The sequence below is a fragment of the Faecalibacterium sp. Marseille-Q0746 genome (assembly GCF_017377595.1).
Lineage (GTDB): Bacteria > Bacillota > Clostridia > Oscillospirales > Ruminococcaceae > Faecalibacterium > Faecalibacterium duncaniae.
The window spans coordinates 1-19657 of sequence record NZ_JAFREI010000014.1; the positions used below are offsets into that span (position 1 = coordinate 1).

At 59.1% G+C, this 19657-nt stretch carries 18 protein-coding genes and 4 tRNA genes; 10 read left to right on the forward strand and 12 right to left on the reverse strand.

The window, feature by feature from the left end:
• The first annotated feature begins 282 nt into the window (after nt 1-282).
• Together J3351_RS08905 and J3351_RS08910 are read left to right on the forward strand one after the other, a co-directional pair.
• Complete coding sequence (locus tag J3351_RS08905) at nt 283-1152, forward strand: patatin family protein (RefSeq protein ID WP_374222242.1); 870 nt, start codon at nt 283-285, stop codon at nt 1150-1152.
• Between the two features lie 202 nt (nt 1153-1354).
• A tRNA-Thr gene (locus tag J3351_RS08910) sits at nt 1355-1430 on the forward strand.
• A gap of 213 nt (nt 1431-1643) precedes the next feature.
• On the opposite strand, the gene J3351_RS08915 is transcribed toward J3351_RS08910, so the two are convergent.
• The 5 genes from J3351_RS08915 to J3351_RS08935 all read right to left on the reverse strand — a co-directional run bounded on the left by J3351_RS08915 (nt 1644) and on the right by J3351_RS08935 (nt 4137).
• Entirely contained in the window at nt 1644-2861 is a 1218-nt protein-coding gene (locus J3351_RS08915) for an iron-containing alcohol dehydrogenase (protein ID WP_097771321.1), read from the reverse strand.
• A gap of 239 nt (nt 2862-3100) precedes the next feature.
• A tRNA-Thr gene (locus J3351_RS08920) sits at nt 3101-3176 on the reverse strand.
• Nucleotides 3177-3179: 3 nt separating this feature from the next.
• Nucleotides 3180-3256, reverse strand: a tRNA-Asp gene (locus tag J3351_RS08925).
• 284 nt (nt 3257-3540) lie between these two features.
• A tRNA-Trp gene (locus J3351_RS08930) sits at nt 3541-3616 on the reverse strand.
• A gap of 71 nt (nt 3617-3687) precedes the next feature.
• A complete protein-coding gene (locus J3351_RS08935) occupies nt 3688-4137 on the reverse strand; it encodes an Rrf2 family transcriptional regulator (protein ID WP_207697570.1) in 450 nt (149 codons plus the stop codon).
• 139 nt (nt 4138-4276) lie between these two features.
• Here J3351_RS08935 and J3351_RS08940 point away from each other — a divergent pair, with 139 nt between their 5' ends.
• From J3351_RS08940 to nifU, 4 genes are all read left to right on the forward strand, one after another.
• Nucleotides 4277-4600, forward strand: a complete 324-nt coding sequence (locus J3351_RS08940; RefSeq protein ID WP_005934523.1) for a rhodanese-like domain-containing protein — start codon at nt 4277-4279, stop codon at nt 4598-4600.
• A 101-nt stretch (nt 4601-4701) separates the two neighbouring features.
• Complete coding sequence (locus J3351_RS08945) at nt 4702-5133, forward strand: hypothetical protein (RefSeq protein WP_207697571.1); 432 nt, start codon at nt 4702-4704, stop codon at nt 5131-5133.
• Nucleotides 5134-5292: 159 nt separating this feature from the next.
• Nucleotides 5293-6510, forward strand: coding sequence for a cysteine desulfurase family protein (locus tag J3351_RS08950; RefSeq protein WP_207697572.1), 1218 nt, complete (start codon nt 5293-5295; stop codon nt 6508-6510).
• A gap of 1 nt (nt 6511) precedes the next feature.
• Complete coding sequence (nifU, locus tag J3351_RS08955) at nt 6512-6961, forward strand: Fe-S cluster assembly scaffold protein NifU (protein ID WP_207697573.1); 450 nt, start codon at nt 6512-6514, stop codon at nt 6959-6961.
• Between the two features lie 84 nt (nt 6962-7045).
• Here the strand turns inward: nifU and udk are convergent, their stop codons facing one another.
• The gene (gene udk, locus J3351_RS08960; protein ID WP_005934518.1) at nt 7046-7675 is read right to left on the reverse strand and encodes a uridine kinase; all 630 of its coding nucleotides are present in this window, start codon (nt 7673-7675) and stop codon (nt 7046-7048) included.
• A gap of 145 nt (nt 7676-7820) precedes the next feature.
• Here udk and J3351_RS08965 point away from each other — a divergent pair, with 145 nt between their 5' ends.
• A complete protein-coding gene (locus J3351_RS08965; protein ID WP_117535941.1) occupies nt 7821-8438 on the forward strand; it encodes a C39 family peptidase in 618 nt (205 codons plus the stop codon).
• A 12-nt stretch (nt 8439-8450) separates the two neighbouring features.
• Complete coding sequence (locus J3351_RS08970; RefSeq protein ID WP_154277437.1) at nt 8451-10070, forward strand: phospholipase D-like domain-containing protein; 1620 nt, start codon at nt 8451-8453, stop codon at nt 10068-10070.
• A 68-nt stretch (nt 10071-10138) separates the two neighbouring features.
• Here the strand turns inward: J3351_RS08970 and J3351_RS08975 are convergent, their stop codons facing one another.
• The 6 genes from J3351_RS08975 to J3351_RS09000 form a co-directional block, all read right to left on the reverse strand.
• Nucleotides 10139-11119, reverse strand: coding sequence for an alpha/beta hydrolase (locus tag J3351_RS08975; protein ID WP_207697574.1), 981 nt, complete (start codon nt 11117-11119; stop codon nt 10139-10141).
• Nucleotides 11120-11261: 142 nt separating this feature from the next.
• On the reverse strand, nt 11262-12131 hold the full coding sequence (locus J3351_RS08980; protein ID WP_198403110.1) for a YitT family protein: 870 nt from the start codon (nt 12129-12131) through the stop codon (nt 11262-11264).
• Nucleotides 12132-12285: 154 nt separating this feature from the next.
• Nucleotides 12286-12960: a P-II family nitrogen regulator gene (locus tag J3351_RS08985; protein WP_097786494.1), complete on the reverse strand. Its 675-nt coding sequence runs from the start codon at nt 12958-12960 to the stop codon at nt 12286-12288.
• A 12-nt stretch (nt 12961-12972) separates the two neighbouring features.
• Nucleotides 12973-14523 (reverse strand): DUF1538 domain-containing protein, encoded by a 1551-nt coding sequence (locus tag J3351_RS08990; RefSeq protein ID WP_207697575.1) that lies wholly within the window; start codon nt 14521-14523, stop codon nt 12973-12975.
• A 199-nt stretch (nt 14524-14722) separates the two neighbouring features.
• On the reverse strand, nt 14723-16042 hold the full coding sequence (locus J3351_RS08995; protein ID WP_005934508.1) for an NAD(P)-dependent oxidoreductase: 1320 nt from the start codon (nt 16040-16042) through the stop codon (nt 14723-14725).
• Between the two features lie 124 nt (nt 16043-16166).
• Nucleotides 16167-17393: a nucleotidyltransferase family protein gene (locus J3351_RS09000; protein WP_227622262.1), complete on the reverse strand. Its 1227-nt coding sequence runs from the start codon at nt 17391-17393 to the stop codon at nt 16167-16169.
• Nucleotides 17394-17576: 183 nt separating this feature from the next.
• Between J3351_RS09000 and J3351_RS09005 the strand changes: the two genes are divergently transcribed.
• Nucleotides 17577-18773, forward strand: a complete 1197-nt coding sequence (locus J3351_RS09005) for an acetate/propionate family kinase (protein ID WP_005934505.1) — start codon at nt 17577-17579, stop codon at nt 18771-18773.
• A 315-nt stretch (nt 18774-19088) separates the two neighbouring features.
• Entirely contained in the window at nt 19089-19376 is a 288-nt protein-coding gene (locus tag J3351_RS09010; protein WP_005921120.1) for a zinc-ribbon domain containing protein, read from the forward strand.
• Nucleotides 19377-19657 lie beyond the last annotated feature (281 nt).

Here is a 19657-nt window from a genome sequence, read left to right on the forward strand (position 1 = left end):
CTGAAAAAAGCACACGAGCAAGGGCTGAAGCGTTCCGAAGTGCCTCCGTTTCTCGGTTTGAAGCGCTCTGACCGCAGCAACGATATGCCTGCCTAAAGGTTCGACTGCTGCTGACAATGCTCCACCAAAAAAGCACGAGATTTCGGTCTCGTGCTTTTCTTTTGCGGCAGATCCTGCTTTCTGCCGCAAATTGCATCAGATCCCGCCGTTTGCTCAATGAGTATTTCCCGCCGTCCCGTTATACTGGGAGGGAAATGGAATGAAACGATGGAGGAACAGACCATGAAATACGGTGTCATCGATGTGGGTGGCGGCCTGCGGGGCATTTACGGCGCTGGCGTGCTGGACCGCTGCCTGGAGGAGGACCTCCGCTTCGATCTCTGCATCGGCGTTTCGGCGGGCAGCGCCAATATGGCGTCCTATCTGGCAGGCCAGCATGGGCGGAACAAGCCCTTTTACGATGAATACTCCTTCCGCAGGGAGTACATGAGCGTGCACAACCTCATCCACAAGCACTCCTATCTCGATCTGGGCTATGTCTACGGCACCCTCAGCAATGCAGGCGGCGAGAATCCGCTGGATTACGCGGCGCTTGCCCGCAGCCCGGCAGAGCTCTGCGTGGTGGCCGCCAATGCACAGAACGGCGAGGCGCAGTATTTCACCAAGGCAGACCTCCACCCGGACGACTACCGCATCCTCATGGCATCCTGCTGCATCCCGGTCATCGACCAGCCCTGCGTCATCGACGGCGTGCCTTATTTTGATGGCGGCCTGGCCGACCCCGTCCCGCTGGAATGGGCCTTTGCCCACGGCTGCGACCGGGTGGCTCTCATCCTGACCAAGCCCATCGGGCTGGTGAGGAGTGATGCCCTGGACGAGCATCTGGCGCACCTGCTGCAGTCGCATTACCCCGCTGCAGCCGAGGGGCTGCGCCGCCGGGCATGGCGGTACAACACGGCTGTCCAGCGGGCACGGGAGCTGGAGCGGCAGGGCCTTGTCTGCATCATCGCCCCGGACAGCACAGAGGGGATGTCCACCCTGACCAAGAACCGCGCCGGCCTTGAAAAAATGTACGCCAAAGGCAAACAGGACGCCGAAGCGCTGGTGCGGTGGATGCAAAACACCAAACAAGATGAATCGGTGGGCACCTAGAGATGAAACCCGTTCACTTCCCTTGACAATATCCGCTCCGGACCGCCCCGGACATTATACACATGATATGTACATACAGACAAAGGAGCCTGGAGCGGTATCGCTCTGGGCTTTTTTGCTTTGGAACAGAAAAATCAGATTTTTTGCAAAAAACACTTGCAAAGAAGGAATTCTTGTGGTAAAATAATTGAGCTGTGATTGTGCTGCTATAGCTCAGTTGGTAGAGCGCATCCTTGGTAAGGATGAGGTCTCCAGTTCGAATCTGGATAGCAGCTCCAGCTCAAACCGCCTTGATGGGAAACCGTCAGGGCGGTTTTTTGCATCCGTCGCTCTGCCGTCTGCAGCAGCGCAAACCTGGCAGCCCCAGTCAGGGGAGCTGGCGCGGAGCGCCTGAGAGGTCCATCAAACAACAAAGCCGCAGGCCTGTTGAGGGCTTGCGGCTTTGCTGTTATGGGAAAGAGGTAAAAGTGTCTGTAAAATGTCGGTTTTAATTAGAAGTCGACCTCAGTGTCGTAGTAGCAGCACTTGAGCAGCTTCTCCATCTCCTCCTGGCTGGGCTGGCGGGGATTGGAGCCGGTGCAGGCATCGCCGATGGCGTTCTTTGCGATCTCGGGCAGGCGCTCCAGGAACACTTCCTCGGGAACAAAGCCCTGCTCGGTGGGGTAGGAATCGGGGCCGTAGTTCTTGATGCAGTGGGGGATGTTCAGCGCATCGTTCATGCCGCGCAGGTACTCGATGAGCAGCTTGACCTTTTCGTCGTCGTTGGAACCGCCCAGCTTCATCTCGTCAGCGATGACACCATAGCGCTTCTTGGCCTCGGGGTCCTTGGCGTTGAAAGCGATGACCTTGGGCAGATACATGGCGTTGGCAGCACCGTGGATGATGTGTGCGCCGTAGTCGGCAAAGGCAGCGCCGGTCTTGTGTGCCATGGAGTGGACGATGCCCAGCAGAGCATTGGAGAATGCCATACCGGCCAGGCACTGTGCGTTGTGCATGGAATCACGCTTGGACATATCGCCGTTGTAGCTGTCCACCAGATCGCCCTGGATCATCCGGATGGCGAAGATGGCCAGCGGGTCGGTGTAGTCGCAGTGGGCGGTGGAAACATAAGCCTCGATGGCGTGGGTCATTGCATCCATACCGGTGTGGGCAACCAGCTTCTTGGGCATGGTCTCGGCCAGATCGGGATCGACGATGGCGACATCGGGGGTGATCTCAAAGTCAGCGATGGGGTACTTGATGCCCTTCTGATAATCGGTGATGATGGAGAAAGCGGTCACCTCAGTGGCGGTGCCGGAGGTGGAAGAGATGGCGCAGAAGTGGGCCTTGCGGCGGAGCGGCGGAATGCCGAACACCTTGCACATCTCCTCAAAGGTGATCTCAGGGTACTCGTACTTGATCCACATGGCCTTTGCGGCATCAATGGGGGAGCCGCCGCCCATGGCAATGATCCAGTCGGGCTCAAACTTCAGCATGGCCTCTGCGCCGCGCATGACGGTCTCAACAGAGGGATCGGGCTCGATGCCCTCAAACAGCTCCACTTCCATGCCGGCTTCCTTCAGGTAGCCAACAGCGCGGTCAAGGAAGCCGAACCGCTTCATGGAGCCGCCGCCGACACAGATCATGGCCTTTTTGCCGGTAAAGGACTTCAGGGCTTCCAGAGCACCCTTGCCGTGGTACAGATCGCGGGGAAGAGTAAAACGAGCCATAGGAAATACCTCCGATTCAATCAAAACTCTCTGGTCTGTGGATGTTTGACACAAAAATAACCAACTCTCTTACACAAAGTGTACTGCAAACCATCCAAAAGTTCAATTGCCGGAATGTGGAAAAATCAGACCCAATTTTGGGCATTTCGCTGGAAAGGGAAGGCTTCCCGGCCGGAGAAACCGGGAAAATGGCAAACAAAAAACCACCTGAAGCTCTAAGACTTCAAGTGGTTTTTCAATGGAGCTGCTATCCAGATTCGAACTGGAGACCTCATCCTTACCAAGGATGCGCTCTACCAACTGAGCTATAGCAGCAAATGGCGACCCGGATCGGGCTCGAACCGACGACCCCCAGCGTGACAGGCTGGTGCTCTAACCAACTGAGCTACCGGGCCATGATCGCTCAAGTTCGTGCGGCGTTTACCGCCGGAACGTGCCTTATTATACCGGAAGATGGGCGGCTTGTCAAGCGAAAAAAACAAAAAAGCCGCAAAAAAGATGAAAAAGGCGGACTTCCTCAGTCTGCTCACTGCATTCGCAGCCAGCTCCTTCCATGAGGGAGCCTCTTTGCAGGGGCACAAAGGCCCCATCCCAGAGGGGGCTGGCATCGCGCAGCGATGACTGGGGGAGTATGTTTGCGCAAAAACAAAACCTCCGGAACGGCTGCTCCGGAGGTTTGTGGCAGGGGTAGTAAGTCTCGAACTCACGGCACGCGGTTTTGGAGACCGCTGCTCTACCAACTGAGCTATACCCCTAAATCTATGCTGCATTCGCTGAATGCCTGCTTATTATATAAGATTCGGCGCAAAATGTCAAGCATAAATTTTCAGGTCTTGGTATTGCAGCCGCAGCAGCCGTCCGTGGCGGCGGGCAGGCTCTGGGCCAGCTGCTCCAGAGTGACGCTGTCGATGTACTGGTTGATGACCTCGTCCAGCCCGGCCCAGAACGGCAGGGTGAAGCACTGCTCGGACATGGGGCACTCGTTGGTCTCGCTGCCAAGGCAGGGGATGGGGGCCACGCTGCCCTCAATGGCGCGCAGGATCTCGCCGGCGGTGTAGTCGGCGGGGGCCTTGGTCAGCCGGTAGCCGCCCTGGCTGCCGCGCTCACTTTTCACAAGCCCCACCCGGGCCAGCGGGGTGACGATCTGTTCCAGATATTTCAGGCTCAGGTTCTGCCGCTCGCTGATCTCTTTCAGGGAGACGGTGGTGCCCGGTGCGTAGCGGGCCAGCTCGGCCATCAGCCGCAGGGCGTAGCGGCTCTTTGTGGAAAATTTCATGGTCTACTCTCCTTGTTTCTCCCCTTAGTATACCACGCGGTGCAGGTTTTGCAAAGCGAAAACGCCGGTTTCTCTTGCCGAAACAAAAAACGTCTGTTATCATATAATAGAGAAAATATCGGAACTTGGAGATGAGACAATGGTAGAGAAGATCACTCCGGCCGAAGCCATCCGCCTGCTGGATGCAGGCAAGGCGCAGGCCGTGGATGTCCGGGAGCCGGACGAATTTGCCGTGGGGCATATCCCCGGCGCAAAGCTGCTGCCCCTAGGGGACGTGCTGACCCGCGCGGAGGAGGTCATGCCGGACAAAAATGCCCAGTGGCTGATCTACTGCCGCACCGGCCGCCGCAGTGCCGATGCCGCACAGAAGCTGGAAGCGCAGGGCTACACCGGCCTGCGTGATCTCGGCGGCATCCTGAGCTGGCCGTATGAGATCGAGGGCGATTTTGAGGGGCATTTTTAAAGGAAACTCCCCCAGTCTGCTTCGCAGACAGCCCCCTCTGAGATGGGGCCTATCCGTGCGCTGCCGGGGGGAGTTTTGTGCAAAAGAAAGGATGTGCACTTATGGCATTCGACCCGAAAAAGTTTGCCGGAGCCCATTGCGGCTGCCGGTATCAGCAGGACTACCGCCCCACGCTGGGCCGGGACGGCAAAAAGGAATCCGGTACGCTGGAGGTCATCAAATTCTATTATGATGGTGCCATCCGCTTTGAGCAGCACTGCTACGGCGAGGCGGCGACCTTTGTGTTCGGCGTGTGGGCTTCCGGCATGGATGCCGACGGCACCCTCCACTGGGCCCTGCCGGATAAGCGCAAGAGCTATTATGATGAGGAATACCTGCCCAAAAAGCTGGACCGGGTGGACGAAGTGGGCAATCTGTACTTCGATGGCGGCACCTTCCCCTGGAAGCTGGCCGACGATTTTGCCGAGGACAAACGCTGGGGCTACCCCAAATGGAAGGTGGTTCTGGGAAAGCTGGCCGGAAAAGGCCGCTGAATTTGCCCGGATTGTTACGGATTGATGAATTTCCAGTATTCCTATTGACATGCTAGGGAATGATATGGTATAACATTCCCGTTAAAAGGTATCATAGGCCCGGACGTTCGGTCCGGAAATGCAAAAACGATTTGTCGTTTGCCAGAAAGGATCAATCCCATGGAAACTATGGAGAAAGTGGTTTATCTCGACAATGCTGCCACGACTGCCTGTGCCCCGGAGGTGCTGGCAGTGATGACCCAGGCCCTGAGCGGTGCCTGCGGCAACCCCAGCAGCCATTACAGCGTTGGCTATGAGGCCAAAGAGTTTGTGGACACCGGCCGCGCACAGGTGGCCAAGGCCATCAACGCGTCTCCGGCGGAGATCTTCTTCACCGGCTGCGGCTCTGAGGCCGACAACTGGGCCGTGAAGGGCACTGCCTTCACCAAGGCCCGCCAGAACAAGAAGCACCTCATCACCAGCGCCTTTGAGCACCACGCCATCATGCACAGCATGGCGGCTCTGGAGCGCATGGGCTTTGAGGTCACTTATATCAAGCCCACCCCGGAAGGTTATATCCGCCCGGAGGATGTGGAGGCGGCCATCCGTCCCGATACCGCGCTGGTCAGCATTATGATGGCCAACAACGAGATCGGCACCATCCAGCCCATCAAGGAAATTGCGGAGATCGCCCACAAGCACGGCGTGTGGATGCACACCGATGCGGTGCAGGCCGTTGGCACCATTCCCGTGGATGTCAAGGAGCTGGGCGTGGATATGCTGTCCATGAGCGCCCATAAGTTCAATGGCCCCAAGGGCATGGGCGCACTGTACTGCCGCAAGGGCATCTGGCCCCAGAACCTGATCGACGGCGGCAGCCAGGAGGCCCGCCACCGCGCCGGCACCGAGAACGTGGCCGGTATCGCCGGTATGGGCAAGGCCCTGGAAATGGCCGTCTCCCATCTGGACGAGCGGATGGCCCACGAGAAAGAGCTGCGTGACTACGTCATCGATCGCATCCTGAAGAACATCCCCGAGGCCCGCCTGAACGGCGGCCTGGAGCACCGCCTGCCCGGCAATGCGAACATCAGCTTCCCCGGCCTGGAGGGCGAGACCATTCTGCTGGACCTGGATATGCACCACATCTGCGCATCCACTGGTTCGGCCTGCAACTCCGACAGCCTGGACCCCAGCCATGTGCTGCTGAGCATCGGCGTGCCGGAGGAGATCGGCCACGGTTCCATGCGGTTCACCTTTGGCCCGCAGAATACCATGGAGGAAGCAAAATATCTGTGCGACGTGCTGGAGGAGGTCATTCCCCGCCGCCGTGCTATGAGTTGTATGTGGCTGCAGGGCCAGAACACCGCCCGCCAGTTCAGCCTGAAGGGAGAAAACTAAGATGGCAAGTATGTATAGCGCAAAGGTCATGGAGCATTTCGCAAACCCGCACAATGTTGGTGAGATCCCCGATGCAAACGGCGTGGGTGAGGTCGGCAACCCCAAGTGCGGCGATATCATGCGCATGTACCTGAAGATCGAGAACAACGTGATCGTTGATGTCAAGTTCCTGACCTTTGGCTGCGGTGCCGCCATTGCCACCAGCAGCATGGCCACCGACCTCATCAAGGGCAAGACCATTGACGAGGCCCTGAAGCTGACCAACAAGGCCGTTGTGGAAGCTCTGGAGGGTCTGCCCCCCATCAAAGTACACTGCTCCGTTCTGGCAGAGCAGGCCGTGAAGGCCGCTCTGTCCGATTACTACCGCCGTCAGGGCATCGATCCGGAACCCATCGTGGGCAAGATCGAAGAGGATTGCGACCATTGCAGCGGTGAGAGCTGCAAGGTCTGAGCAGGATCCGCAGAATCATAAAAAGGGGTGGTTCCCGGTCGGGAACCACCCCTTTTTGATATCATACGGAACTGCGGTGAAAGTTCAGCGCAGATTCGCCTTCTGGATCAGGCTGCGGATATGGTGGGCCAGCATCTCGATGGCAGGGCCGTTTTCCCCGCCATTGGGGATGATGATATCGGCGTTGCGCTTGCTGGGCTCCACAAAAGCCTCGTGCATGGGCTTGACGGTGGCGCGGTACTGGGCGATGACGCTGTCCAGAGAGCGGCCCCGCTCCTTGACATCCCGCAGGATGCGGCGGAGGATCCGCTCGTCAGCGTCGGTGTCTACATAGATTTTGTAATCGAACAGGCTGCACAGCTCCGGCTCAGCCAGGGGCAGAATGCCCTCCACGATGAGGACGGGGGCAGGCTCGATGTGCTGCACCTCGCTGCTGCGGTTGTGGTTGGCGTAATCGTACACGGGGCAGTCGATGGCGCGGCCCGCCTTCAGCTCCTTCAGGTGCTGGATGAGCAGGTCGTTGTCGAACGCGTCCGGGTGGTCATAGTTCAGCTTGCAGCGCTCTGCAAAAGGCAGTTCATCGTGGCGCTTGTAGTAACTGTCGTGGGAGATCAGACGCACCTCGTCCTCCCCGAACCGCTCCTTGAGCCGGTAAGCCAGCGTAGTCTTGCCGCTGCCCGAGCCGCCTGCGATGCCGATGATCAGATTGTTCATGTCCCAAAATCCTCCTGCCTGCCGATTCCGGTGGAAAAACCGGTCAGAATAAGCTATAATAGGTATATTGTTGGGGAACACCCCTGTTTCTCACTGCTTATGATATCACAAATCCACTGTTTTTGACAGAGTAAGAGGAAAATTGATGAAAAAGATTGTTTCGGCCCCGTATATCGACCAGACTGCCCGCTGGGTGAACGGCTGCGAGAGCATCAGCAGCGTGATGCTGCTGCAGGCTGTGGGCATCCCCATTGACCCGGATGTGTTCATTGAGCGCGACCTGCCCCACGCCCCCTACTGGGAACAGGAGGGCAGGCTCTACGGGCCTGACCCGATGTTCGTCTACCCCGGCGACCCCCACGACCACACCGGGTACGGCTGCTATGCCCCCTGCATCGTGCAGGCCTTGCAGAGCGCGTTGAAGCATGAAGGCGCGGCGGACCGGTTCGAGGTGCTGGACGTGAGCGGCGAGACCGCAGCGCAGCTGTGCCGGTTCATTGACGAGGGAATGCCGGTGGTGTTCTGGGCAACGCTGGATTTCACCCCGGTGCCCGAGGAGCGGGACCACTGGCTGCTGGCTGATGGCACCGACTTTGCCTGGAAGTGCCACGAGCACTGCCTGCTGCTGGTGGGCTACGATGAGGAAAACTACTGGTTCAATGACCCGTGGCATGACCACGGGGTCTGCGCCCAGCCCAAGGAGCTGGTGGAGCGCTGCCACGCGGCACAGGACTCCTATGCGGTGACCCTGCGGCGGAAATAAGAAAGGCGGAACATGAAAACAGAGAAACTGAAACAGAACGTCAAGGGCTATGTTCATCAGTTTGAGGACGGCGGCCTGCGGCTGCTGAGAAAGGGGCAGAAGGGTGTGATCCACGCCATCTTCAGCCGCTTTGGCCTGGTGCTGATCCTCCTGCTGCTGCAGGTGGGACTGCTGTTCAGCATCTTCCGGTGGTTCGGCAACCTGTGGCCCCATTACTTTGGCGGCAGCGTGGTCGTTACATCGGCCATGGTCATCTACCTGCTCAACAGCAAGATGGACAACAGCGCCAAGATCACCTGGATGGTGGTGGTTGCCATCGCACCGGTGGTGGGCATTCCGATGTTCTTCTATGTCAAGAGCAATTTCGGGCACAACATCCTGCGCAAGCGGCTGCTGGAGCTGGAGGACCAGCTGCGCGGCTGGCTGCCGCAGAGCCAAAAGGCAGTGGAGCAGCTGAAAGCGCTTGAACCCGGTGCGGCTTCGCTGGCAAAGTACCTGTATGGGCGGGGCGGCGGCTTTCCGGTGTACCAGAACACCGCCATGACCTACTTCCCCGGCGGCGAGGCAAAGTTTGAGGAACTGCTGCGCCAGCTGGAAACGGCAGAAGAATATATCTTTGTGGAGTATTTCATCATCGACGAGGGCCTGATGTGGGGCAAGATCCTGGAAGTGCTGGCCCGCAAGGCGCTGCAGGGCGTGGATGTCCGGGTGATGTACGACGGTACCTGTGAGTTCTCCACCCTGCCCCGCAACTACCCCCGGCTGCTGGAGAAGCTGAACATCCAGTGCAAGGTGTTCAGCCCGGTGCAGCCATTCGTCTCTACCCATTACAATTACCGCGACCACCGGAAAATTCTTGTCATTGACGGGCGGGTCGGTTTTACCGGCGGCGTGAATCTTGCCGATGAGTACATCAACCACATCCAGAAGCATGGCCGCTGGAAGGATGCCGCCGTGATGCTGGAGGGCGAAGCAGTCCGTTCGCTGACGGCTCAGTTTCTGCAGATGTGGGGCATCCTGAAGGAGCCGGAATATGAGCAGTTCCTGACCCGGCCCATTCCGGTGCCGGAAAATGCAAAGGGCGTGGCGGCTCCCTACGGGGACTGTCCGCTGGACGGCGAGCGGGTGGGCGAGATGGTCTATATCGACCTGCTCAACCGGGCCAGGGATTACATCCACATTATGACCCCCTACCTTATTCTGGACGGTGAGCTGGAGACTGCCCTGAAATTTGCCGCTGAACGGGGCGTGGATGTCCACCTTATCCTGCCCGGAAAGCCGGACAAGCAGTTCCCCTATGCACTGGCAAAGAGCCACTATTCGGCCCTGCTGGATTCGGGCGTGAAGATCAGCGAGTGGAGCCCTGGTTTTGTCCATGCAAAGGTGTTCGTGGTGGACGGCAGGGAAGCGGTGGTGGGCACCATCAATCTGGACTACCGCAGCCTGTACCATCACTTTGAGGATGCCGTCTGGATGGTGGATGCTCCCTGTATCCGGGATATTGAGCAGGATTTCCAGCACACGCTGGAACAGTGCCGCACGGTGGAAAATACCTCGGCCAGCATCTGGCAGAAGCATTATCTGCTCCGTGCCACCGGAATGCTGCTCAAGGTCATTGCACCGCTGCTGTAACAGCTGAATTACAGAGCAACAGCCCCCTCAGGCTATTATGACCCGAGGGGGCTGCTTCTGTGTGTGGTTCAGTTCAGCTTTACCAGAGCTTCGTTCAGTGCGGCCAGCTTTTCTTCATCGAACATTTTGTTGCTGTAGAATTGCAGATCGTTCACCGAAATGCCCCGGGAGCCGGGCTCCTGCTGCACATATTGGGCCAGCTCCGGCAGCAGCTGCTGGATCAGGGCAGCGGACTGAGGAGTGTCCAGCAGGGTGCCGATCTTCATATCAAGACAGAATTCCCTGACTTCCTCCGGGGCGGGCACCAGCACGTCGTGGTTGAAAATGTGGTTCAGGAAGCCGAGTGCCATGCCCTGCCACACTGCGGATTCCGGGTTTTCCGGGTTGTTGGGATTGGCAATGTGGCGGCTGCCGGTGGAGAAGCCGTGGTCGCCGTAAGCAAAGATATGCATCTCATAGGGGATCTTCCGCTCTGCCAGCAGGGTGGCAAACTGCAGGGACTGTGTTGCGGGCACCAGATGGTCGCCCTGAGTGGCAAAAAGAAAGGTAGGGGGAGTCTGGTCATCCACCTGCTGCAGCAGGTCCGGCAGCTCCATGCCCAACGCCTTGCCCGGGATGCTGAACACAGCGTAGCCCAGCAGCATGGCCGCGGGACGGACCCGGCCCATGGTGCCCACCGAGGCGGCAAGATGCCCGCCGGCAGAGAAGCCTACCACGGCGATCTGCTCCGGGTCGATGTGCAGGTCGCCTGCGTTCTGGTGCAGGTAGTCCATGGCCTCCTGCGCCTCGGCAAAGGCATTGGTATAGACCTCCTCCACCGGACAGTTCTGGGAGACACTGTACCGCAGCACAAAGGCATTGTAGCCTGCGTTCAGGAAGGCCAGCGCTACAGGATCGGCTTCCCGGTCTGAGCAGAAAGCATAGGCTCCGCCCGGAAAGATCAGGATCGCAGGGCAGCGGTCCAGAGCAGGCATTTCGGTGCAGGGATCCTGCAGGTAGCAGGTCAGCTGGGCATTGTGGGTCCCCATGGGGATCTGAGTGATTTTCATAGTTGGCTCCTTTTTCCTGTAATAAAACGGGCCTTCGTACAGATAACCCCAAAAGGCAGGGGGGTCCCTGTGCGAAAGCCCAAAATCGACTTTGTTATTCTGATATCAATATAGCAGATAGCAGAAACACTGTCAAGAAGATTTACTGGTATTCCTTTTCCATCGAGAAGCCCCGGCCGCTGACTTCGGTCACGCGGCTGACGATGAGGAAACAGGCGGGGTCGATGGAATGGACCAGCTTTTCCAGCCGGGGCAGCTCCCGGTTGGAGATGACGCTGAGCAGCACCTCGCTGGGCTCGCCGGTGTAGCCGCCCTCGCCGTGGAGCACGGTCACACCACGGTCGATCTCAGCCAGAATGGCGGTGCGGATCTCATCCGACCGGGTGCTGATGATCTTGACCTCGGTGCGGCTGTCGCCCAGCATCAGCATCTTGTCCATGACGATGGTGTGGGTGATGACCAGCACGATGCCGTAGAGCACCTGCTCCGGCTGGCTGAACGCCGCCTGCACCAGCAGGATGGCGATATCAAAGAGCATCATGGTGATGGACACCGGCCAGCGAAACCATTTCTGCAGCACCAGCGGAGGGATATCCATGCCGCCGGTGGAAGCGCCCGCCCGGATGACCATGCCCAGCGCAACGCCGATGCCCAGACCCGAGAAGATGGTGCAGAGGAAGATGTCCTCAGTCAGCACCCGGCCGTCCAGCAGCCGCTCAAACAGTGCCAGAAAGGCGGGGCTCAGCACGCTGCTGGCAAGGGTGTTCAGTGCGAACTTCTTGCCCAGCACCGCCCAGCCCCACACCAGCATGGACATGTTGAAGAGGAAGAGGAAACCGGAGACGGAGAGCCCCGTCAGCCGCCCGAAGGCCAGCGCGATGCCGGTGGCACCGCCCGTGATGAGCCCGGCGGGCTCCAGAAACAGGGCCACCGCCAGCGAATACAGTGCGTTGCCCAGGATGATAGCCAGACTGTTCAGCAAAAGCTGCTGCCAGCGACGAGTAGATTTCATAGCAGTACCTCCCATACAATCTTATAATACAGGAAAACTTCAAGAAAATCCACCCGATGCTGTTGCTTCCCATCAGAACAGCGGAATTGATGTGGCTGCCAAGGGCTCCCCCTTTGGGGGGAGCTGGCGCGAAGCGCCTGAGAGGGCGAGACCGTTACTCCTCGTCCAGCAGCCGCAGACCCGCCGTATCGGTCACGGGCAGGGAGAACACGATGGCTCCCGCCTTGGGGCCTGCCCCCTGCATGATGGCCTGCATGATCTGGTTTTTCAGGGTGGTGCGGGACACGATGAGCACCAGCTCCTTCTCGTTGACCAGATCCACCCCCATAAAGTGGGCGGCACCCTCCATGCCGGTGCCCTTTGCGTGGATGACGGTGCCGCCGCCAGCTCCGGCGGCGCGGGCCGCGTCCATGATGGAGCCGGTGTGGCCCTGATTGGCAATGACGAGCAGCAGCTCATAGCGGGTATCCTTCAAGGTGCTTTCCTCCTTCAGTGCAAAGGTCTGGTGTTCGGTCAGGAATTGCAGCGCCCGCTTGCCGCCGATGCTGCTGACCGGGATGATGAACGCAATGCCGGTGCCCGGCACATCGATGCGCATTTTACGGCGCAGGTCTTTTTGCAGGCCGGGCCAGGTCTCGGCGGTGATCATGGCAAAGAGCACGGCCTTTTCGGTTTGCTCCAGCCCCAGGGTGGAAAGGGTCTCCCGCACCGCCGTGCCTGCACCCACCGTGCGCAGGCTGACCGTGATGCCGTGCTCCTCGTAAAGGGCCAGAAAGGCATCGGTGGAGTGGCGGTCGGTGATGGTGACGAGCCAGTATAAAGTATTCACAGCAGGACCTCCTTACAGCTCGATGATGGCATCATCCGGCAGGTCGGCAAAGGCCAGCGCGGCGGCGGGCACAGGCTGTGCCTGCCGGGCCCGGCGCTGCTTGAGCTGGGCCATCAGACCCATGAGCTGCACCGTGATGAGGGGGGTCATGGCGACCATGGCCACCACGCCGAAGGCATCGGTGACGATATTGCCGCCCACGGCCACACAGGCACCCTGCGCCAGCGGCAGCAGGAAGGTGGCCGTCATGGGGCCGGAAGCAACGCCGCCCGCGTCAAAGGCGATGGCGGTGTAGAGCTTGGGCACCACGAAGGAGATGCCAATGGCAAAGGCGTAGCCCGGGATGAGGAACCACAGGATGGAGATGCCGGTGAGCACCCGCAACATGGCAAGACCCACCGAGAGGGAAACGCCTGCCGAGAGGGCTGCGCCCATGGTGCTGGCAGAGATGGCACCGTCGGTCACTTCCTCGACCTGCTTGTTCAGCACATAGACGGCGGGCTCAGCCTTGACGATGAAGTAGCCGATGAGCATCCCGATGGGCACCAGCAGCCAGCGGAAGCTCTGGCCTGCCAGCACCTGACCCAGATAATTACCGGCAGGCATAAAGCCGATGTTTGCGCCTGCGAGGAATAGCACAAGACCGATATAGGTATAGGCAAGGCCCACGCCGATGCGGCCCAGCGTCCGCCGGTCGAGCCTGAGGGCCGCCAGCTGGAACACGCCGAACATGGCGATGATGGGCAGCAGGGAGGTGGCGATCTCCTTGATGTAGGTGGGCAGGCCCTCGTGGAAGAGCTGCCACAGCTCCACGGAATCGCTGACGTTGGGCGGGATGGGTGGAACGTAGATGCTGTCGCTGGCATGGAACGCAATGCCCAGAATGAGTACCGCCAGAATGGGGCCGATGGAGCAGAGCGCCACCAGACCAAAGCTGTCGTCCGCGGCATGGCGGTCGGAACGGATGGCGGCCACGCCGACACCCAGCGCCATGATGAAAGGAACGGTGATGGGGCCGGTGGTCACGCCGCCGGAATCAAAGGCCACGGAAAGAAATTCCTTTGGCACAAAGGCGGCCAGCACAAAGATGAGCCCGTAGAACACCACCAGCAGCTTGGGCAGGGCAATGCCCAGCAGCATACGCAGGAAGGCGACCACGAGGAACAGCCCCACGCCTGCCGCCACCGAGAGGATGAGGGTCATGTTGGGGATGGAGGGCACCTGATTGGCCAATACCTGTAAGTCGGGCTCCGAGATGGTGATGAGGAAGCCCAGCAGAAAGCCGACACCGATGATGAGCGGCACGCTCCGGCTTTTGGTGAGCATTGCGCCCACCCGCTCGCCCATGGGGCTCATGCTCATCTCCGCGCCCAGCGTAAAGAACATGATGCCCACAATGATCATAGCCGCGCCCAGCAGGAAGCAGAGCAGGATGCTGGGGGAGACGGGAGCAATGGAGAAGCAGAGCACCAGCACAATGGCCACGATGGGCAGCACCGCCTGAAGCGCTTCCAATAATTTTTCCCGCAGTTTGGGGATGGATGCCTTGAGAATAATGTCCACCGACCTTTCGAGAAAATATTTCCGCAGTGTACAAAACACATGCGGATATATGAATAGTATACCGAAAAGCGGAAAAAGGGGTCAACTAAGAAACGGTAAAGATGGATAAATGGGCGCAAAATTTACAAATTGGAAATCAAATGGAAAACGATGAGAAATAAAACGCCCGGCGGGACAGACCAGCCGGGCGGGAAAAGCATTATTTGACTTCCTGTTTGCCCAGAACGTCTGAGGTGGGGGTCTGGAAGGTGGGGATGTCGGCGTAGGGATCGGGGGTCGTATCTGCAGGCAGGCTCTTCATGTACTTGTCCATGGATTCGGCCACCTGCTTGGCAATGGCCACGGCCTCGACCACGGTACGGGCACCCATGACGGCATCGCCGCCGGCAAACACGCCCTCGCGGGTGGTGCTGCCGTCCTCGCTGACGGTCAGCAGGCCCTTCTGGTTGGTCTCGATGCCGGTGGTGGTCTTGACGAGGTTGCTCTCCGAGCCCTGGCTCACCGAGACGATGACACCGGTGTGGGGGTAGAAGGTCTCGCTGCCCTCCACCTGCACGAACTTGCCCTCTTCGTTCTTGACCGTGTCGCGGCAGATCAGGCCGTTTTCCCGGATCTCCACCGGGGCCTTGCAGAAGCGGAAGCCCACGCCCTCGAGCTTGGCATAGCTGACCTCGTACGCAGAGGCGCTGATGCAGCTCTCGTCCCGGCGGGCATAGCAGGTGACATGGCGGGCACCGTTGCGGATGGCGGTGCGGGCGCAGTCCATGGCCGAGTTGCCCACGCCGATCACGGCGATGTCATCCCCCAGCCGGAAGGCCTTGGAGTTGGCCAGATAGTCGATGCCGAAGGCCACGTTGCCCAGAGCCTCACCCTTGATGTGCATGGCGTTGGCCTTCCACAGACCGGCACCGATGAACACGCTCTTGTAGCCGTCGCGGAACAGGTCGTCGATGGTGATGGTCTTGCCGATGGTGGTGTTGGGCCGGACATGGATGCCCTTGAGCTCAAGGTGGCGGTACTGGAAATCGTCCAGCACGCTGTCGGGCAGGCGGTAGTTGGGGATGCCGTACCGCATCACGCCGCCGATCTTATCCCGGGCATCAAAAATGGTGATATCATAGCCCCAGCGCGCCAGCAGCACGGCAATGGTCAGGCCGGCAGGGCCTGCACCCACCACAGCGGCCTTCATGCCGTTCTTGGGGGCGGGGCCCTTGGTCATCTTGTTGGCATAGGTGGTGGAGATATAGTCCTCGATGATGGAAAAGTGGACAGGATCGTGGCTGGGCATCCGGTTGCGGATGCAGTGGCCCTCACACTGGTTCTCGTGGTTGCAGACCAGAGAGCAGACCGTGGTCAGGGGGTTGTTCTCAAACAGCATCCGGCCTGCGGCATCCAGCTCGTTTGCCTTGAGCAGACGGATGACCTCGGGGATGTTGGTGTGGATGGGACAGCCCTGCTGGCACATCGGCTTTTTGCAGCCGAGGCAGCGGTTGGCTTCGTCCAGAACGTGTAATGCCATGGAGTTCCTCCTCTTGTCCCACAGGCTGGGGACGCTTCGTTGTATCCAATACTGTCATTATGATACACCGAACCGCTGCCGGGATACAAGTGTGGAAATGTAAAAATTTCAGGAGAAAATTTTGCTATTTCGTCAAAAAGATAATTTTTTGACGAAGTGCGCCCCCCATCGGCTCCGGCTTTTTACGACACAGCGCGCCAAAATCACAGGCCCGCAGCTGAGCATCCACCACCGCCCGGCAGGGGGTGTTCTGCTCGGCCAGCCGTGCAAGGGAGTGGGACACCGGCAGTGCGGCAGCCTTCAGGAAGGGAAGGGCATCCTTCTGCGCCCCCAGCAGGTGGAGATAGGGCGGCAGGGCGGGGAAGGCATCGGCAGAATAGTCCAGAGCGGCATCCATGGCCAGGCGGCGCATCCGTGCCCGTGGATAGCGCACGGTGGTCAGGCTATCCAGCAGCTCCGCATGGGTGGTGCTGGAACGCACGGCGGCTTCCAGCCGGTGCTCCAGACCTTCCGAAATGCCCCGCACCTGGGCAAACGGCGCGGTTCCTGTGCACCGGCTGCGCAGAAGCGCCAGCTGACAGCGCTGGGCGGCCGCAAGATCGGTGTACTGCCCGGCGGCAAAGGCTTCCCGGTAGAGCGGCAGGACTTCCGCCGGAACATAGGGGGCAGCGGCATTAGCTCCGCCGTTCTGCCAGAGCGTGCGCAGGGCGCTGGCACTGGCAAACTGCCCCCCTGTTTCGGTCAGGGCCTGCCCGTGACCGGCACCCTGCCGGGGCAGGGGGATCGGCACCAGAGAAGCCCCCAGCTCCAGAATAGCCTTGCAGTATTCCACGGCCAGATTGTTGTTGGGCTTGTCCAGCAGGGCGGCAAGGCCGGTGCCCGGGCAGACTGCTTCCACTGCTGCCTGCCGGGCTGCCGCAAAGCTGCGGGCCCCGGCAGCAAGCCGGGCCTTGAGGGCGGTGCGGTATTCCGCGCCGGAGAGCACCCGGGCGGCTTCCATCAGAAGCGCCGCATCCGGGGTCTCGGCTCCGAACACCAGAGCGTCGCACCCGGCGGCGGCCAGCAGCTGCACCCCGGCCCGGGCAAAGCATTCCGCCCCGGAACAGGCATAAGGAGCGGGCAGGGCGAACACGAGGTCGGCCCCGCAGGTCAGCGCGGCCTGCACCCGCACGCTTTCGGGCAGCAGGGGCAGCGCGCCCCGCTGGGTCAGCCCGCAGCTCATGGCCACCGCCACCCGCTGAGCACCCAGTGCCTTTGCCTGCTGCAGCTGCCAGGCGTGGCCGTTGTGGAAGGGATCGTATTCGGCAATGATCCCGGCAAGCTTATACATTGTGAAATTTATATCGTTCATACAGAAATAACCTGTGTCTCTTTCCATTTGTGGGCAGGGTGTACAAAAAAGCATGGATACTTTGTGGAACCCTTTGCCCGGTTGCGGCTTGAAAACCCTTGGAACCTATTATATAATATTTCTAGGAATCTGTAAAATTCTGTCCGCATCTGCGAACCGAAAAGAATATGGAGGCACAAGAAGATGAAAGTTCTGGTTATTAACTGCGGCTCTTCTTCCCTGAAGTATCAGCTGATCGATATGGACGGCGAGAAGGTGCTGTGCAAGGGCCTGTGCGAGCGCATTGGCATGGAAAGCAGCATGATCACCCACGAGGCCAACGGCCACAAGGCCACCACCCCGGCGATCTTCCCCACCCACACCGAGGCTTTTGCTGAGGTCGTGAAGAAGATGACCACCGGCGAGGGCAAGTGCATCAACGATGTCAGCGAGATCAACGCCATCGGCCACCGCGTTGTCCACGGCGGCGAGAAGTTCAAGGCCAGCTGCCTGATCACCGATGAAGTCATCAATACCCTCCGGGAGCTGAGCCCCCTGGCCCCCCTGCACAACCCCGCAGGCATTCTGGGCATTGAGGCTGCACGCAAGGTGTTCGGCAACATCCCCATGGTCGCTGTGTTCGATACCGCTTTCCACAGCACCATGCCCCCGAAGGCTTATATGTACGCCATCCCCTACGAGTACTATGAGAAGTACGGTGTCCGCCGTTACGGCTTCCACGGCACCAGCCACAAGTATGTTGCATACAAGGCTGCTGAGTACCTGGAGGAGCCCATTGAGCGCCTGAAGCTGATCACCTGCCACCTTGGCAACGGTTCTTCCATTGCTGCTGTGGACCAGGGCAAGGTCGTGGATACCTCCATGGGCATGACCCCGCTGGCAGGCCTGATGATGGGCACCCGCTGCGGTGACCTGGACCCCTCTGTAGTCAACTACCTGAAGTACACCCTGAACATCACCGGCCACGAGCTGGACGAGATCCTGAACAAGAAGTCCGGCCTGCTGGGCATCTCCGGTGTCTCCAGCGACAAGCGCGATGTGGAGGAGGCAGCTGCTGCAGGCAACAAGCGCGCACAGCTGGCTTCTGACATGCTGAACTACCAGATCAAGAAGACCATCGGCAGCTACATTGCCGCCATGGGCGGCGTGGATGCCATCGTCTTTACCGGCGGCATCGGCGAGCATGATGCTGCTGCCCGTGCAAAGATCTGCCACCACATGGATTGGCTGGGAATCCGCATCGATACCGACAAGAACAAGCATATCCAGGGCGATGTCTGCGAGATCACTGCCTGGGGCGCAAAGGTCCGCACGCTGGTCATTGCTACCGATGAGGAGCTGATGATCGCCCGCGACACCAAGGAAGTTGTCGAGAAGTAAGCCGTTCGTATTTTACGCGGTTTTTACAATGCAATAAAAAGGGGAACGCGCTTCTGGATGGGGCGCGTTCCCTTTTGCTGTTTTCCGGGGCGCAAACCCTGTCTAATTGGGCCGAATGCACAAAAATGAAGCCGAAGGTTTGTTTTTTGGTTGACAAATCAAAAAAAGAACGGTACAATAGAGAAGTCCTCAACCAGAGGATGTTCTATCATTCAAGCCCCTGGTAGCTTACGATCAGCGCGATGGTCCCTAAAAACCAAAGGTATGGTTACAATCCTTCCGCGGGCAAGAACTAAACAAAGAGGAGATACTACTATGTTCGAAGACAAGACTTTAGTTTGCAAAGACTGCGGCAAGGAGTTTGTTTGGACTGCTGGTGAGCAGGAGTTCTACGCATCTCGCGGCTTTGAGAACCAGCCCCAGCGCTGCAAGCCCTGCCGTGACGCTCGCAAGAACGGCGGCGCACGCAGCAACAGCGGTGAGCGCCAGATGTTCGATGCTGTCTGCGCAGCTTGCGGCAAGGCTTGCAAGGTTCCCTTCCAGCCCCGTGAGGACCGTCCGGTCTACTGCTCCGACTGCTTCGCTCGTATGAAGCAGAACTAAGCGCTGATTTTAAAATCTGAAGCTTGGCCCCCGCTGTCGCAAGATGGCGGGGGCTTTTTGTATAAAAGGAGGACGCAAAACCTCTCCGTCATTGCTTCGCAATGCCACCTCCCCTAACGAGGGGAGGCCTTGGCATTCCACGCAAAGTTTCCGGTTTCGCCAGAGGCTCCCCTGCCAGGGGAGCTGGCGAGCGTAAGCTCGACTGAGAGGTTGTACAAAGATGAGGCTTAAAATTTGTAAGAAGTCTTGCAAAAATACCTAGTAATAGGGTATAGTATATA

Bases quoted from the DNA above. Each gene is read 5' to 3' on its own strand.
- J3351_RS09000 (WP_227622262.1), bottom strand. From the start codon at position 17,393: ATGAACGATATAAATTTCACAATGTATAAGCTTGCCGGGATCATTGCC.
- J3351_RS08995 (WP_005934508.1), bottom strand. From the start codon at position 16,042: ATGGCATTACACGTTCTGGACGAAGCCAACCGCTGCCTCGGCTGCAAA.
- J3351_RS08975 (WP_207697574.1), bottom strand. From the start codon at position 11,119: ATGAAAATCACTCAGATCCCCATGGGGACCCACAATGCCCAGCTGACC.
- J3351_RS08915 (WP_097771321.1), bottom strand. From the start codon at position 2,861: ATGGCTCGTTTTACTCTTCCCCGCGATCTGTACCACGGCAAGGGTGCT.
- udk (WP_005934518.1), bottom strand. From the start codon at position 7,675: ATGAACAATCTGATCATCGGCATCGCAGGCGGCTCGGGCAGCGGCAAG.
- J3351_RS09010 (WP_005921120.1), top strand. From the start codon at position 19,089: ATGTTCGAAGACAAGACTTTAGTTTGCAAAGACTGCGGCAAGGAGTTT.
- J3351_RS08945 (WP_207697571.1), top strand. From the start codon at position 4,702: ATGGCATTCGACCCGAAAAAGTTTGCCGGAGCCCATTGCGGCTGCCGG.
- J3351_RS08950 (WP_207697572.1), top strand. From the start codon at position 5,293: ATGGAAACTATGGAGAAAGTGGTTTATCTCGACAATGCTGCCACGACT.
- nifU (WP_207697573.1), top strand. From the start codon at position 6,512: ATGGCAAGTATGTATAGCGCAAAGGTCATGGAGCATTTCGCAAACCCG.
- J3351_RS08940 (WP_005934523.1), top strand. From the start codon at position 4,277: ATGGTAGAGAAGATCACTCCGGCCGAAGCCATCCGCCTGCTGGATGCA.
- J3351_RS08980 (WP_198403110.1), bottom strand. From the start codon at position 12,131: ATGAAATCTACTCGTCGCTGGCAGCAGCTTTTGCTGAACAGTCTGGCT.
- J3351_RS08935 (WP_207697570.1), bottom strand. From the start codon at position 4,137: ATGAAATTTTCCACAAAGAGCCGCTACGCCCTGCGGCTGATGGCCGAG.
- J3351_RS08970 (WP_154277437.1), top strand. From the start codon at position 8,451: ATGAAAACAGAGAAACTGAAACAGAACGTCAAGGGCTATGTTCATCAG.
- J3351_RS08905 (WP_374222242.1), top strand. From the start codon at position 283: ATGAAATACGGTGTCATCGATGTGGGTGGCGGCCTGCGGGGCATTTAC.
- J3351_RS09005 (WP_005934505.1), top strand. From the start codon at position 17,577: ATGAAAGTTCTGGTTATTAACTGCGGCTCTTCTTCCCTGAAGTATCAG.
- J3351_RS08965 (WP_117535941.1), top strand. From the start codon at position 7,821: ATGAAAAAGATTGTTTCGGCCCCGTATATCGACCAGACTGCCCGCTGG.